A 14,348-nucleotide genomic window follows, 5' to 3' on the forward strand; every position below is an offset into this window, starting at 1 on the left:
GGGCGGCCCGCCGCCCCGGTCAGGCAAGGGTGGCGGGCCGTTGGGGTCGTCTAGACCGGGCTGTGCATGTGGCGCGTCAGGGCGTGCTCGACCAGTGTGATCAAGGTGCCCTTGACGGATTCGCGCTGCCGGGCGTCCAGCCGCACGATCGGGATGTGGCCGCCGATCGAGAGCGCCTCGCGGATTTCCTCGTCCGCGTGCGCGAACTGCCCGTCCCATCCGCTGACGCCGATCACGAACGGCAGCTTGGCCTCTTCGAAATAGTCGATGGCCGGGAAGCTGTCGGCAAGACGGCGGGTGTCGATCAGCACCACGGCGCCGATGGCACCGCGCACGAGGTCGTCCCACATGAACCAGAACCGGTGCTGCCCGGGCGTGCCGAACAGATAGAGGATCAGATCACGATCGAGGGAGACCCGGCCGAAGTCCATCGCCACGGTCGTCGTCGTCTTGTTCGGCGTGAGCGAGACGTCGTCGACGTGCGCCGAGGCGTCCGTCATGACCGCTTCGGTGGTGAGCGGGAGGATCTCCGACACCGCACCCACGAACGTCGTCTTCCCCACGCCGAAGCCCCCGGCCACGACGATCTTCGTCGAGGTTAGGCCGGGGCTAGAGCCTGCGAAGTCCACTGAGCACCCTTTCGAGCAAGTTGAGGTCCGGCTTTCCCGCGTCCAGCGCAGGCTGGTGCACGCGGATCAGGCCCTCCGACGCCATGTCGGCGATCAGCACCCGGACCACGCCGAGAGGCTGGCGTAAAAGGGCGGAGATCTCGGCAACCGACCGGACGTTCCGGGTCAGCTGAATGATCGCCTGATACTCCGGACTAAGTAGGGAAATATCTTGATATTCCGACGTCACGGAGGACACCAGGGCCTCCATGGCGAACTTCATCCGCGGCGCGGTGCGCCCCCCGGTCACGGCATAGGGCCGTACCAGGGAACTAGGTTTCTGCGGACGGGGAGCCGCCGGATGCGGCGGCGTACTCTCGCCAGCCCAACCCTGACCTGACACCATGTTCTCCTGTCACCGCCCCCTAGCGGGGACGGGCCGCTTGCAGCTCCGCGCGCACGGCCGGAGTCAGCACCTGGCCCGCCCGCTCGACCAGCAGAGTCATCTGGTATGCCACCAAACCCATGTCACAGTCCGGTGCGGCCAGAACAGCCAGGCAGGAGCCATCACTGATGGACATGATCATCAGGAGCCCTCGCTGCATCTCGATGACGGTCTGGGTCACCATACCGCCCTCGAAGACCCGTGCCGCTCCCTGGGTCAAACTGATCACACCTGACGCGACCGCGGCGAGCTGGTCGGCCCGGTCCTTGGGGAAGCCCTCGGAAAAGGCCAGCGGCAGCCCGTCGGACGAGACCACGACCGTGTGAGCGACGCCGGGCACGTTGTTCACGAAGTCCGTGATCAGCCAGCTGATGCCGCGCGCTCCCTGGCTCATTTCTCTCATTTGTCCTCCTCATTTTCTTCTCCGCGGGTGAATGCTCGGCCTTGCCGGACACCCTGCTGGAAGCTGGAGAGCCTGCTGCGCAATCGCTCAGGTGAGATCTGCGGCGCCGGTGACGTGGCCTGAGGCTCGGCCAGGCTGGCCGTACCGGGCACCAGGTTCGCTTTGGGGACGCGACGGGGCAGCCCCGAAGCCGTCGTGCCGGACTGCGCAGGCTGCGCGGCGGCCTGCGCTGCCTGGAAGCCGGAGTCCGCGGGTGAGGACCACGACGCGCCCGCGCCCGACTGCCCCGGCTTACGCTGCGGCAGCTTGCCCGGCGTCTGCGCGGGCGGGGCGGGCGGCGGCGGGTCGGCGGGCACCGCCGGGTGCACGGCGGTGATCTCGTGCTCCGGCTCCTGTTCCGGCTCGGAACGAGGCCGCAGCTGCTCTGGCTCCGGCCTGCGGAACCAGTCGGAGCCGACGGACGAGAAGATCGGCAGAAACTCCTCGCCCTGCTCCTCCATGGGCGAGTTGCGCACCGCGGGCAGCGGCCCGGTCATGTCCTGCGAGGAGTAGTCGCCGGGCCCGAACGGGTTGTAGTCGGGGGGCCGGTTCTGCTCGAACTGGTCGGCGGGCTTGGGCTCCTCCGAGAACGGCGAGCGGTAGCCCGGGTCGAACTGCGGCCGCGGCCGGTCCTCCGCCTCGAACAACGACCTGCGCGGCAGCGGGTCGGCGAACGAGGACCACTGAGGCTCCTCCGAGGGCTGCTGTTGCTGCGGCGGCTCCGTCGCGAACGACGGCCAGCGCGGCTCGTCGTTCTGCAACGGCGGCGGCTGCTCGGCGAACGACGGCCAGCGGTTCTCCGCGAACGGCTTCGGCTCGGAGGCCGGCGGGGGCTCGTCGGAGAACGAGGGCCACTGCTGCTCGGCGAACGGCGACGGCGTGGGCGGCGGCTCCTGGGCGAAGGACGGCCAGGCCGGCGCGGCCGGCTCCTCATGCCCCTGGGGCTGCCCCGCGAACGGCGGCGACTGCTCGCCGAAGGCCGGCGGCTGCTCACCGAACGCGGCCGGCTGCTGGTCGGCCGGCTCGCCGAAGGTGGCGGGCTGCTGCTCGCCGAACGACGGCCAGTTGCCGGTGCCCGGCGCGGGCAGCGACCCCGGCCACTGCGTGTCCACGACGCGCTCGGCGCCCTCACCGATGCGCGAGCCGGATCCGTTCGCCGACGGCTGCGACTGCCCGAACGTGCTCGGGTCGAACGTCGTGAAGGCTTCGTACTGGCCACTCTGCTGCGGCGCGCCCGTGCCGTCGCTGATGAGCATGTCGGGCATCATGACGAGCGCGCTCAGGCCGCCCGTTTCCCGCATGCTGAGCTGCACCCGGATGCCGTGGCGCAGGGCCAGGCGGCCGACCACGAACAGGCCCATGCGCCGCGAGACGGACACGTCCACGACGGGCGGGTTCGCCAGCCGCCAGTTGGCCTCGGCCAGTTCGTCCTGGCTCATGCCGATGCCCAGGTCGTTGATCGAGACGAGCACGCCGCCCTCGACCGGCGAGCTGGTCACCTGGACCTTGCTCTCGCGAGGGGAAAACGAGATGGCGTTCTCGATGAGCTCGGCCAGCAGGTGGACGGCGTCGGTGACGGCGGGGCCGACGATGAGGGTGCCGGACGCGATCTGGATCTGTACGCGTTCGTAGTTCTCGACCTCGGAGAGCGAGGCGCGGGCGATGTCGACCAGCGGCACCGGCTCGCTCCACTTGCGCGCGGCCTCCTGGCCGGCGAGGACCAGGAGGTTCTCACTGTTGCGGCGCATGCGGGTGGCCAGGTGGTCGAGGCGGAACAGGTTGGCGAGCCGCTGCTCGTCCTCCTCGCCCTGCTCCAGGCCCTCGATGAGCTGCAGCTGCCGCTCGACGAGCGTCTGGCTGCGCCGGGAGAGGTTGACGAACATGGAATTGACGTTCGCGCGCAGCTTGGCCTCGTCACCGGCCAGCCGGATGGCCTCGCGGTGGACCTCGTCGAACGCCCGCGCCACTTCACCGATCTCGTCACGGGTGTTGACGCCGACCGACGGCATCTCGGGCACGTTGGCGCCCTCGCCGGACTCGCGCAGCAGGCGCACGGTCTCCGGCAGCCGGGTCGTGGCGACCTGCAGCGCCTCGGCGCGCAGCCGGCGCAGCGGGCGGACCAGCGAGCCCGCCACGCGGGTGGTGATGATGAGGACGAGGAGCAGCAGCACGAGGATCATCGCACCGGACATGATCGCGTTGCGCTGCTCGGTGTTGCTGAGGTCGCGGGTGCCGGCCACGATCTTGGTGGCCAGGCCGTCCTCCACCTCGCGCATGGAGTTGCCGGTCGCGGTCGTGCTCTCGACCCAGCGGCTGAGGTCGGCCCGCGTGGTGACGTCGAGGTCCCTGATCCGGTTCCTGGCGCGCACCTGGGCGAGCGCCCGCTGCCGCATGGCGTCGGCCTGGTCGACCTCCAGGCCCGTGACGGCCTGGTGGTACGCCTCCAGCTCCACGGGGTCGGCCTCCTGCTCGAAGGTGAGCTGCTCGGCCTGCTGCTTGTTCCAGGAGCCCAGGAACTCGGCCCAGTCGTCGCTGTCGAGCCGGCGCTGGACGAGCGTCACGAGGAGGATGATCTGCTGCCGCGAGACCTCTTCCTTGGCCCGCTGGAGCGCGCCGAGCGCGGCCACGTCGCCGAGGAGGGCGTCGTCGGTGACGCCGTCGCCCATGCCGCCCTGGACCGACGAGAAGACGTCGATCATGGTGGTGTAGGTGCCGATGACGGCGCGCGGCGGCACTTTGCCGGTCATGGAGGCGCGCAGGCTGTCGAGGCCGTTCAACCAGCGGTTCATGTCGGCGACGCCCTCGCGCACACGGGTCGAGTGGGCCGCGTCGATGGCCGAGGCCGTGCTGAGGACCTCCTGCTTGGCCTTGTCGGTCGCCTGCCGCTGGGTCTTGACCTGGACGAAGCGCTGGGCCTTGCTGCGGTCGGCGACGTACCACGCGGTGAGCGTGCGTTCCTTGCCCAGCTCGTGGTTGAGCGCGCCGATGCGCTGCACGAGCTCGGCGACCTGGGTGAGCCGGCGGTATTCGGCGCTGGTGCCGATGGCGTCGGCCAGCTGGATGCCGGCGAGCAGCACACCCACGACCGTGGGGATGAGGATCAGCGCGACCAGCCTTGAGCGCACACGCCAGTTCCCAAGCCGGAACCGTCCGCCTGTGTACTCCCCTGACCTCGTATGTCTGGGGTTATCCGTCCTCACTGACTCTCGCAACCTCTCGCCGGTACGTGCTCGAAAAAATCAGACACGCGTGTGGCGCATGGGATTCTGTCCGGCTGGGTAATTGGAACACAACCCGTACCAGATCGGCCAACCGAACATATCCCATCGAACACGCCCAAAGCAGCACTTCGGGGCGTCTATCGCCGTACACGTTTTCAGGCGGGCCGGAACGAATCCCGCTCGGCCGGTGCCGCGTGCTTCACCATCAGGTGCCGCGTCACCGAGTAGTCCTGCACCGCCTCCTGGCTCATGTCCTTGCCGAACCCGCTGCCCTTCACCCCACCGTGCGGCGCCTCGCTGGCGATGGGCAGATGGTCGTTGACCCAGGTCACGCCCACGTCGAGCCGATGCGACACGCGCATCGCCCGCGACACGTCGCGCGACCACACCGACGAGGCCAGGCCGTATCGGGTGTCGTTGGCCAGCCTGACGGCCTCGTCCTCGCCCTCGAACGGCAGGGCTACCAGAACAGGACCGAAAAGCTCACCCTGGACGATCTCGTTGTCTTGAGCGACCTCGCTCACAAGCGTAGGCGAATAGTAAAACCCCGGCCGGTCGATCGGCGAGCCCCCGTGCAGAACCCGCCCGCCGGACCTGCGGACGAACCCGTGGACACGGTCACGGTGCGCCGCCGAGATCAGGGGGCCGATGTCGGTCGCCGGGTCCCACGGGTCGCCGACGGTGATGTTGGCAAGAGTTGCCCGAATCGCCTCGACCGCGTCCGCGTAGACCTCGCGGGCGACGTACACGCGGGTGGCCGCCGTGCAGTCCTGCCCGCTGTTGTACGTCGCCCCCATCGCCACGCCGTGGGCCATCTCGGCCAGATCGGCGTCCTCGAAGACCAGGGCCGGGGCCTTGCCGCCGAGCTCCAGATGAACCCGTTTGAGCGTGCCCGCCGCCCCGGACATCACGGCACGGCCGGTCTCCGTCGAGCCCGTGACGCTGACCATGTCGACCCCGGGGTCGGTGACGAGCGCCTGACCGACCTGCGCGCCTCCTGTGACGGCCTGGACGAGCCCTTCCGGAGCGCCCGCCTTGGCGAACAGCTCCGCCAGCCGCAACGTCGTACGGGGCGTCTGAGGCGCGGGCTTGATCACCACCGCGTTGCCGGCGGCCACCGCCGGGCCGAGCTTCCACACGGCCATCACGAACGGGAAGTTCCACGGCGCGATCGACCCCACCACCCCGACGGGGCGGCGCGACATGACCGAGGTGTAGCCGGGGCTGAACACGCCGGCGCCCGTCCCTTCGAGCGAGCGGGCGGCGCCGGCGAAGAAGCGCAGGTTGTCGACGGCGAACGGCAGCTCGCCGTCCCTGAACACGGCGGCGGGTTTGCCGGTCTCCTCCACCTCCAGCCTGGTCAGCTCGTCGGCGTCGGCCTCCACCAGGTCGGCCAGCCGCAGCAGCAGGCGCTGGCGTTCGGCGGGGGTGGTCTGCGACCACTGCTCGAACGCCGCACGCGCCGACCGTACGGCCGTCGCCACGCCCTCCACCGGCGTGTCCGGAATTTCAGCACACGGGAGCCCGGTGGCGGGGTTGATCAGTTCACGCATCGGATGACTTCATCTCTCAGAGGTCGTGCTATTTGCCGAGCTGCTCGATCAGGTCGGCGGCCTTGCGCAGCCCGTCGCGGCGCCGGATCTCCTCGCCCGCGGCGGCCAGCTTCGCGCGCAGCCCGGTGTCGCCGAGCAGCCGCGCGACCGCACCCTTCAGCTCGTCGTCCGTGAAGGTGTAGGTCGAAAGCCTGACACCATAGCCCAACTCATCCATTCTCTGGGCATTGTCGTACTGGTCCCAGAAGAGCGGCAGCACGATCATCGGCTTGCCGAAGTGCAGCGCCTCGGTGGTCGTGTTGTTACCGCCGTGGGTGATGACAAGGTCACACAGTGGGATGATCCTAGTCTGTGGAAGGAACTCCGCGCCCCACATGTTGTCGGGAAGGTCGATCTCCCCGTGCAGCGGCCCCTTGGAGACGATGTACTGGTGCGGGGTGTCGGCCAGCACGCCGATCACCCTCCGCATCAGCTCCACGTCGGACGAGCCGAGCGACCCGAGCGAGAAGTAGATCAGCGACCCCTCGTTGCGCTCGAAGGGCAGCTCGAACGTCTCCTCCGTCTCCCGCACCGACGAGTCGAGCCGGTGCCAGGTGTCGCCCAGCGGCCGGTCGGCGGCGTAGTCGGCGATCTCGGGGTAGACGTAGAGGTTGAGGTCGCCCTCGTGGACGAAGTCGAGCTCGGGCAGCGGTTCGGTGCCCTGCGCGACGCACCACTCGTTCCAGGCCGTCCAGAGCTCCCGGTGCGTACGGTCGTACTCCGCGCGGAAGTCGTCCCACTCCGAGCGGTCGGCCGCGGGCAGCCCGGAGAAGACCGGCGCGACGTTCTCACCGCGCACCTCGAGCGGGTTGCACGAGACGATGCGGACGAATTTCTTGCCCGCCGTGACCAGCGCCGGGAACGTGAGCACGTTGTCCTCGACGATGATGTCCGGCTGCACCCGCTCGATGATGGCCTTGAGCTGCGGCTCGCAGTATTTGGCGCCGTCGATCAGCTCGGCCCAGATGGGCTTGACGACGGTCTCGAGCTGCTCGCGGGTGCTCTTGCGGTATTCGGGCGCGGTCTCGCGGATGAAGTCCGTCCAGAACTGCCCGGGGTCCTGCTCCTCGTCGCCTTCGGGCGGAGGCGCGAGGTCGACGAGGTCCTCCTCGAAGCCGAGCGCTTCGAGCTTGCCCTTCCACGACGCCTCGGCGGCGAAGACGACGCGGTGGCCGCGGCGGCGCAGGATGTCGCCGATGCCGATGCTGTTGTTGGTCGGACCGTAGGCGCTTTCTGGCATGAACAGGATGGTGAGAGACATCGTGACTCCGGAAGAGCTGAGCAATTTGAAGGGGAATTCAAAAACGCATCTAGCGTGAAGGTCAACTTAAGGGCACTATGGTCACGGCCAACTGAACAGCAGCCGAACGGGTGAAGGTGGTGGGGGTGGCTCAGCGTAAAAGCCGGAGTGACCGGCGCATCGACTTGATCGAGGCCGCGCGCAGGGCCATCATCCGCCATGGCATCGACGGAGTACAACTCTCCCACGTGGCCGAGGAGGCCGGCCTGACCTCCGGAGCCGTGCTCTACCACTACCCCGACCTCAGCGAACTGCTGGTCGAGGCGCAGCACGCCGGCATGGAACGCTTCTACGAGCTGCGGCTGCGCCGGCTCGCCGACTTCACCGATCCGGTGGAGAAGCTGGTCGTGACCATCAGGTCGGGGCTGCCGACCGGGCCGCTCGACCAGGACGTCCGCCTGCTCAACGAGCTCGGCGGAGCCGCGGGCCGCAACAGGGTCTACGGCGTGTTGCTCACCTCGCTCTATGACCGCCAGGTGTCGATGTACCAGGCGATCCTCGACACGGGGGCGGCGCTGGGGGTGTTCCGGCTGAGCGCCGGCTCGCTGACGATCGCGCGCAACCTGGTCGCGCTGGAGGACGCGTACGGCTACCGCATCACGGCCAGGCACCCGGTGATCGGCCCGGCGGAGGCTGCCGAGCTGATCCTGTCCTACGCCCGTGCGGCCACGGGCAACGACCTGTCTCACTGATCGACCGCCATGATCACGGCGTCCTCGGCGTTCCAGCGCACCCGGACCTTGGCCCCTGCCTCCACCGCGCTGGCGCCCTGGACGGCGACCAGCACCGGCTGGATCCGGCCCGGCACGTCCACGGAGATGTGCGAGACGCCGCCGTAGAAGCTGACGTCGAGGACGCTGCCGCGCAGGCCTCCCGCCTCCCTCTCGCCGACCAGCTCCACCCGCTCCGGGCGTACCGCGAGCAGGGCCTTGCCGCCCGCCGCGAGCTCGGTCATGGGCCTGCCCGCCAGCACGCCGAACTCCTCGCTCTTGAGCCCGTCGGCGTCGCCGGCGACACCCTCGAACAGGTTGTTCGCGCCGACGAAGCCCGCCACGAACGGCGATCTCGGCCGCTCGTACAGCGGGACGGGCTCGTCCACCTGGCACACGGTGCCGCTGTCGAAGACCGCGATGCGGTCGGCCAGCGACATCGCCTCCTCCTGATCGTGCGTGACGACCACGAACGTGATGCCGACGTCGTGCTGCAGCCGCTTGAGCTCCAGCTGCATGTCGGCGCGGACCTTCTTGTCCAGGGCGGACAGCGGCTCGTCGAGCAGCAGCAGGCGCGGCCGCTTGACGATGGACCGGGCCAGCGCCACCCGCTGCCGCTGGCCGCCGGAGAGCTGGGCGGGCTTGCGCGAGGCGTGCGCGGTCAGCCCGACCGTCTCCAGCACCTCGCCGACGCGCTGCTTGATCTCCTGGCGCGGCAGGCGCTCCCGCTCCAGTCCGTAGGCGACGTTCTTGGCCACGGTCATGTGCGGGAACAGCGCGTACGACTGGAACATCAGGCTGATCGGTCTCCGGTTCGGCGGCAGGGCCAGCAGGTCTTCCCCGTCGAGGGTGACCGTGCCCTGGTCGGGCGTCTCGAACCCGGCGATGATGCGCAGCAACGTGGTCTTGCCGCACCCCGACGGCCCGAGCAAGGCGAAGAACTCGCCCTGCCTGATCTCCAACGAGACGTCGTCGAGCGCGGTGACGTCGCCGAACCTGCGGGTGATTCCCTCAACCTTCAGCACTTCGTCCCTCTCCGATTCTCGTCAGACGCTGACCGATGATCACCGCTGCGAAGCTCACGAGGAGCAGGATCGCCGCCAGCGCGTTGATCTTCGGGGTCACCCCGAAACGGATCATCGAGTAGATGACGATCGGCAGCGTCGGCTCGGCGTTCCCGATCGTGAAGAAGGCGATCACGAACTCGTCCAGCGACAACGTGAACGCCAGCAGGGCCCCCGCCACGATGCCCGGCGCCAGCTGAGGCAACGTGATCTTCATGAACGTCACCACGTGCCCCGCGCCCAGGTCGCGCGAGGCCTCCTCCAGCGAGGTGTCGGCCCCGGACAGCCGGGTGCGCACCACCGCGGCCACGAACGCCATGGAGAACAGGCCGTGCGCGAGGATCACCGAGTAGTGGCCCAGCGTCAGGGCGATCACGCCGTAGAAGAGCAGCAGCCCGATCGCCAGCACCAGGTCGGGCAGCACCGCGGGCATCAGCGCGAGCGCGTCCAGAGTCTTGGACCTGGAGTGGCGCGCCAGGCCGACGGCCAGCATCGTGCCGAGCACGGTCGCGATCGCGGTCGACCCCACGGCCACGACCAGCGTGTTGATCAGGCCGTTCCTGACCCGCTCGTCCGCGGCCAGCTCGCCGTACCACTTGAGGCTGAAACCCTCGTAGGTGTACGCCGACTCGCCCGCGTTGAACGACATGACGACGAGCACGACGATCGGCAGGTAGAGGAAGACGTACGTGACCCAGAGCGGGACGAACCGCAGCGTGGGCCTACGCACGGCGGGCCATCCATGCCTGGGCCATCAGCAGCACCAGGAGCACGGCGATGAGCGCCAGCGCCAGCGTCGAGCCGAACGGCCAGTCGCGCGCCTTCAGGAACTGGTCGCGGATCAGGTTGCCGACCATGATGGACTTGTTGCCGCCGAGGATCTCGGGGATCACGAAGTTGCCGAAGCTCGGCACGAACACGAACAGGCAGCCGCTCAGCACGCCCGGGATCGTGAGCGGCAGCGTGACCTTGCGGAACGTGGTGAACGGCGAGGCGCCGAGGTTGGCCGAGGCCTCCCTGAGCTGCGGGTCGAGCCGCTCGATCGCGGCGTACAGCGGCAGCACCATGAGCGGCAGATACGAGTAGAGCAGCCCGGTGACGATCGCGCCCCGGTTGTAGAGCAGCTCATAGGGCCCGAGCCCGATCGCCGCCAGCCCGCTGTTGACCAGTCCGGGGCCGCTGAGCAGGATGATCCACGCGTAGACGCGGATGATGAAGTTGGTCCAGAACGGCAGCACGATCGCGACCAGGGCGATCGTCTTCCACTTCGGCGAGAGCCGCGCGATCGCGTACGCCGTCGGATAGCCGAGCAGCAGCGCGATGGCCGTCGTCAGGGCGGCGATGCGCAGCGAGCCGCCGACGACGCCCAGGTAGAGCGGGTCCATCAGGCGGGCGAAGTTCTCGGTGGTGAACTCGTACACCACGCCGCCGAAGCGCCCGCGCTGGAAGACGGTGTTGCTCAGCACCAGGGCCAGCGGCACCAGCAGCAGCACGACCAGATAGGTCAGCCCCGGCGACAGGAACACGAACGCCCCCAGCCGGCGTCCGCGCGACGGGGACGCCGGCCGGGCCTTGAGCTCAGATCTCACCGCTGTTACGACTGCGCCGTGACTTCCGTCGAAAGACGGGTGTACTTCGTGGACGCCTGCCCCAGGTCGACGATCGACTCGCCGTCGAGCAGCTCGTCCGGCTTGATGCCGAGCAGCGAGCCCTTCGCGACCTTCACGCGCTCCATGGCGGCCTTGTTGGGCACCTTGTAGTTGATGTTCTCGGCCGCCCAGCTGTGGTTCTCGGGGGCGAGGATGTAGTTGATGAGCGCGTGCGCGGCCTCCTTGTTCTTGGAGGACTTCATGATCACCATGGTGTCCACCCAGAGGTCGCTGCCCTCCTTCGGCACCTCGAACGCGATGTTGCCCTTCGGGTCGGTGGTCGGGCACCAGCCGTCCCACGCCTCGACCATGAGGGCCTCGCCGGACTTCAGCTTGTCGCCGAACGTCGTGTCGTCGTAGCCGAGCAGATGCGGCTTCTGGGCGAGGAGGAGCTCCTTGGCCTGCGCGATCTCCTCGTCCTTGTCGGTGTTGACCGAGTAGCCGAGCGCCTTGAGCGCGGGCAGGGCCAGCCAGCGCTCGGTGGTCATCATGGTGACCTTCTTGTCGGCCCAGGCCGGCGGCTTGAGCAGATCGTTCCAGCTGGTCGGCTTCTTCTTCACCAGGTCGGTCCGGTAACAGATGCCGGTCGTGCCCCAGGTGTAGGGCACGGAGATCTTGTTGCCCTTGTCGTAGGAGAGCTGCGTGGCCTCGGGGTAGAGGTTGGCCAGGTTGGGGATCAGCTCGGGGTGGATCGGCTCCAGCAGGCCCTGCTCGTTGAGCGCCTGGGCGTACTGGCCGGACACGAACGCCACGTCGATGCCGCTGTCGCCGGAGGCGGTCAGCTTGGCCATCGCGTCCTCATTGGTGGCGTGGAGAGCGATCTTGAGGTCCTTGACCTTCAGTTGCTCCTTGGCCTTCTTGGTGAACTCCTCGGGCAGGTAGCCGTCCCAGACCGTCACCTGGATCGACTGCTTGGTCAGGTCCGCGTTCGGCTTGAGGTCGTCGGCCGCCGCCGCGTTCGTGTCTTCTGGGCTTGTCGACGACTCACCGCCGCACGCCGCGACGGCAAGCGCGAGGCCGGCCGCCGCGAAGGCGGCCGGGAGACGACGGGTGAACCGGATACGGGACACGGCCGCTACTCCTTCTTGATTTTGCGGGGGAAGAGGGGTCGCGCGACCTTACCGGACACAGCGGACCAGATCAGGAGTGTTGCAGCAGATATCAACATGGGCAAGACTTTTTATGACATTGCTACCTGGAAGTTTGGCTATCGTGTTGAATTGGGATTCAATAGGGCCCCGGTTGATCTCTCTCGGTGAGAAGCCCTTCACCGGCCGAGATCATGGGCTCTCCACCGCGGTCGTACGGCTGCTGGACGAGGATCCGCCGCCGCCTTTCGCGGTGCGCCGTTTCCGGCCGTTGCCCAGCCTCTCGTACGAGACTGTGGATCTCCACACCGGGGTCCCAGGTGAGCGGGGTTTCGGCCCGCACGTTGACCAGACTAACTACTCCGTCGTCGTGGCCGAAAAGGTGGTAGTCAAGTGGCTGGCCCCGCCGGCGCCCCTGCCGCACCCCGCCCCGGAGATCCTCGCGCACCTCGCCCAGGCCGGCTTCAACGACACCGCTCCTCCCTACGCGGCGCTGACCGCGGTGCTGGACGGCCGCGACCATCTCCTCGCCCTGGTCACGGGCTATCTGCCCGGGGCACGGGACGGCTGGGAGTGGTGCGTCGACCAGGCCGCCGCGCCGGGCAGGGCGGACGCCACCGCCTTCGCCACCTCTCTCGGCCGCCTCGCCGCCGACCTGCACCTCGCGCTCGCCACATTGCCCCCGCCCACCGGCGGTGGCGGCCCTGACCTCGCGGCGCGGGCAGCGGGCGCGCTCGCGCAGGCCCTGGAGCTGACCGGCGGTGACGACGGTGCGTGGCTGGGCTCAAGGTCCGAGGCCATCCGGCGCGACCTGGCCCCGCTGGGCGCCCTCGCGGCGGGTCCGCGCATCAGGATCCACGGCGACCTCCACGTCGGCCAGGTCCTGCGGTGGGAGGGCGGCTACGCCGTGATCGACTTCGACGGCAACCCCACGGTCGCCGGCGCGGACCCGTACCAGCCGGCGGCGAGGGACGTCGCCCAGCTCACCACGAGCCTGGACCACGTGGCGCAGGTGGCGATCAAGCGCCGGTCCACGCCGCCCGCCGAGGCCGCCGCGTGGGCGGCCGCCGCCCGCGCCGCCCTCTTGTCGGCCTACCGGGCCCGCCTGGCCGAACGGGGCAGGCCCGACCTGCTCGACGACCGGCTGATCCGGCCGTTCGAGGTGGAGCAGGAGTGCCGGGAGCTCATCTACGCCGCCCGGCACCTGCCCCGCTGGCGCTACGCCCCCATGGGCGTTCTGCACACCTGGTATCCCGAGGAGAATGACGCGTGAATCCCGAGCTCTATCTGTCCGACCTGCGGGCCAAGCCGGAGGCGCTGCGGCGCCTCGCCGCCGCCCTGGCCGAGGACGACCCGTTCCGCGCCCTGCCCGAGGGCATCACGAGGGTGCTCTTCCTCGGCATGGGCAGTTCCCGGTACGCCGCCGGAGTGGCGGCCCTGCGCCTGCGCGCGGCCGGCGTCGACGCGTACGCCGACTACGCCTCCGCCGCCGCCACCTATCCGGCCGGGCGGGACACCTTGGTCGTGCCGATCTCCGCCACCGGCGCCAGCGGGGAGACCCTCGACGCCACGGCCAGGTACGCGGGCGGCCCCTCCCCTGTCGCCGCGCTCACCAACGCCACGGCCTCGCCGCTCGCCGAGGCGGCCGACCTGGTGATCCCCATGCACGCGGGCGAGGAGCGCGGCGGCGTCGCGTGCCGGACGTTCCAGCACACCCTGGCACTGCTGCTGCTCATGGAGGCCACGCTCACGGGGCGCGACCGCGACGTGCCCGCCCTCGTACGGCGGGCCGCCGAAGCCACCTCCGACCTGCTGGAACGCGCGGACGCCTGGCTCCCGCAGGCGCTGGAGCTGCTCGACGGCCCGCATGGGGTCTACACCGTCGCCCCCGTCGAGCGCCTGTCGTCGGCGGAGCAGTCGGCGCTGATGTTCCGCGAGGGCCCGCGCCGCCCGGCCGACGCCTGCGAGACGGGTGACTGGTCCCACGTGGACGTCTACCTCACCAAGACCCTCGACTACCGGGCCCTGCTCTACCCGGGTTCCCGCTATGACGACCAGGCCATGGACTGGGTGCGCCGGCGGGGTTCGACGGCGCTCACCGTCGGCGCGGAGGTGAAGGACGCCACGGCCGCCGTACGGTACCGGCACGACGGCGACCCCGAGGTGGCCCTGCTGACCGAGACCCTGGTGGCCGAGCTGGTGGCCGCCCACTGGTGGAGCGGCCGGTAG

13 protein-coding genes are annotated in these 14,348 nt (G+C 69.3%); 3 read left to right on the forward strand and 10 right to left on the reverse strand.

Going from position 1 to position 14,348, the window contains the following annotated elements:
- Positions 1 to 50 precede the first annotated feature (50 nt).
- From GUY59_RS04240 to GUY59_RS04265, 6 genes are all read right to left on the reverse strand, one after another.
- Entirely contained in the window at positions 51 to 629 is a 579-nt protein-coding gene (locus GUY59_RS04240; protein WP_161714394.1) for a GTP-binding protein, read from the reverse strand.
- On the reverse strand, positions 610 to 1,011 hold the full coding sequence (locus tag GUY59_RS04245) for a DUF742 domain-containing protein (RefSeq protein WP_425465119.1): 402 nt from the start codon (positions 1,009 to 1,011) through the stop codon (positions 610 to 612). The genes GUY59_RS04240 and GUY59_RS04245 overlap by 20 nt, the downstream gene beginning before the upstream one ends.
- Positions 1,012 to 1,033: 22 nt before the next feature.
- Positions 1,034 to 1,456 carry a roadblock/LC7 domain-containing protein gene (locus tag GUY59_RS04250; RefSeq protein WP_090935862.1) on the reverse strand — a complete coding sequence of 141 codons (423 nt, stop codon included), beginning with the start codon at positions 1,454 to 1,456 and terminating at the stop codon, positions 1,034 to 1,036.
- Complete coding sequence (locus tag GUY59_RS04255; RefSeq protein WP_161714395.1) at positions 1,453 to 4,620, reverse strand: nitrate- and nitrite sensing domain-containing protein; 3,168 nt, start codon at positions 4,618 to 4,620, stop codon at positions 1,453 to 1,455. Before GUY59_RS04255 ends, GUY59_RS04250 begins: the two co-directional genes overlap by 4 nt.
- Before the next feature lie 251 nt (positions 4,621 to 4,871).
- Positions 4,872 to 6,269 (reverse strand): aminobutyraldehyde dehydrogenase, encoded by a 1,398-nt coding sequence (locus GUY59_RS04260; protein WP_138199050.1) that lies wholly within the window; start codon positions 6,267 to 6,269, stop codon positions 4,872 to 4,874.
- Between the two features lie 28 nt (positions 6,270 to 6,297).
- A complete protein-coding gene (locus GUY59_RS04265; RefSeq protein ID WP_138199049.1) occupies positions 6,298 to 7,569 on the reverse strand; it encodes a glycosyltransferase in 1,272 nt (423 codons plus the stop codon).
- Between the two features lie 125 nt (positions 7,570 to 7,694).
- Here GUY59_RS04265 and GUY59_RS04270 point away from each other — a divergent pair, with 125 nt between their 5' ends.
- Positions 7,695 to 8,300, forward strand: a complete 606-nt coding sequence (locus tag GUY59_RS04270; protein ID WP_252374818.1) for a TetR/AcrR family transcriptional regulator — start codon at positions 7,695 to 7,697, stop codon at positions 8,298 to 8,300.
- On the opposite strand, the gene GUY59_RS04275 is transcribed toward GUY59_RS04270, so the two are convergent.
- From GUY59_RS04275 to GUY59_RS04290, 4 genes are read right to left on the reverse strand one after another with little or no spacing between them, the layout of a single operon-like run.
- Positions 8,294 to 9,343, reverse strand: a complete 1,050-nt coding sequence (locus GUY59_RS04275; protein ID WP_138199048.1) for an ABC transporter ATP-binding protein — start codon at positions 9,341 to 9,343, stop codon at positions 8,294 to 8,296. The two genes, GUY59_RS04270 and GUY59_RS04275, sit on opposite strands and share 7 nt — an antisense overlap.
- Positions 9,330 to 10,112, reverse strand: coding sequence for an ABC transporter permease (locus GUY59_RS04280; RefSeq protein ID WP_138199047.1), 783 nt, complete (start codon positions 10,110 to 10,112; stop codon positions 9,330 to 9,332). The genes GUY59_RS04275 and GUY59_RS04280 overlap by 14 nt, the downstream gene beginning before the upstream one ends.
- Entirely contained in the window at positions 10,105 to 10,971 is an 867-nt protein-coding gene (locus GUY59_RS04285) for an ABC transporter permease (protein ID WP_252374817.1), read from the reverse strand. Before GUY59_RS04285 ends, GUY59_RS04280 begins: the two co-directional genes overlap by 8 nt.
- A 5-nt stretch (positions 10,972 to 10,976) precedes the next feature.
- Positions 10,977 to 12,101 (reverse strand): polyamine ABC transporter substrate-binding protein, encoded by a 1,125-nt coding sequence (locus GUY59_RS04290; protein WP_138199046.1) that lies wholly within the window; start codon positions 12,099 to 12,101, stop codon positions 10,977 to 10,979.
- Positions 12,102 to 12,489: 388 nt separating this feature from the next.
- Here GUY59_RS04290 and GUY59_RS04295 point away from each other — a divergent pair, with 388 nt between their 5' ends.
- Positions 12,490 to 13,392, forward strand: a complete 903-nt coding sequence (locus GUY59_RS04295; RefSeq protein WP_138199045.1) for an aminoglycoside phosphotransferase — start codon at positions 12,490 to 12,492, stop codon at positions 13,390 to 13,392.
- A complete protein-coding gene (locus GUY59_RS04300) occupies positions 13,389 to 14,348 on the forward strand; it encodes an SIS domain-containing protein (protein ID WP_138199044.1) in 960 nt (319 codons plus the stop codon). The genes GUY59_RS04295 and GUY59_RS04300 overlap by 4 nt, the downstream gene beginning before the upstream one ends.

Origin of the sequence: Nonomuraea sp. K271 (assembly GCF_009908215.1) — a bacterium.
Taxonomy (GTDB): domain Bacteria; phylum Actinomycetota; class Actinomycetes; order Streptosporangiales; family Streptosporangiaceae; genus Nonomuraea; species Nonomuraea longispora.

Bases quoted from the DNA above. Each gene is read 5' to 3' on its own strand.
- GUY59_RS04265 (WP_138199049.1), bottom strand. From the start codon at position 7,569: ATGTCTCTCACCATCCTGTTCATGCCAGAAAGCGCCTACGGTCCGACC.
- GUY59_RS04250 (WP_090935862.1), bottom strand. From the start codon at position 1,456: ATGAGAGAAATGAGCCAGGGAGCGCGCGGCATCAGCTGGCTGATCACG.
- GUY59_RS04260 (WP_138199050.1), bottom strand. From the start codon at position 6,269: ATGCGTGAACTGATCAACCCCGCCACCGGGCTCCCGTGTGCTGAAATT.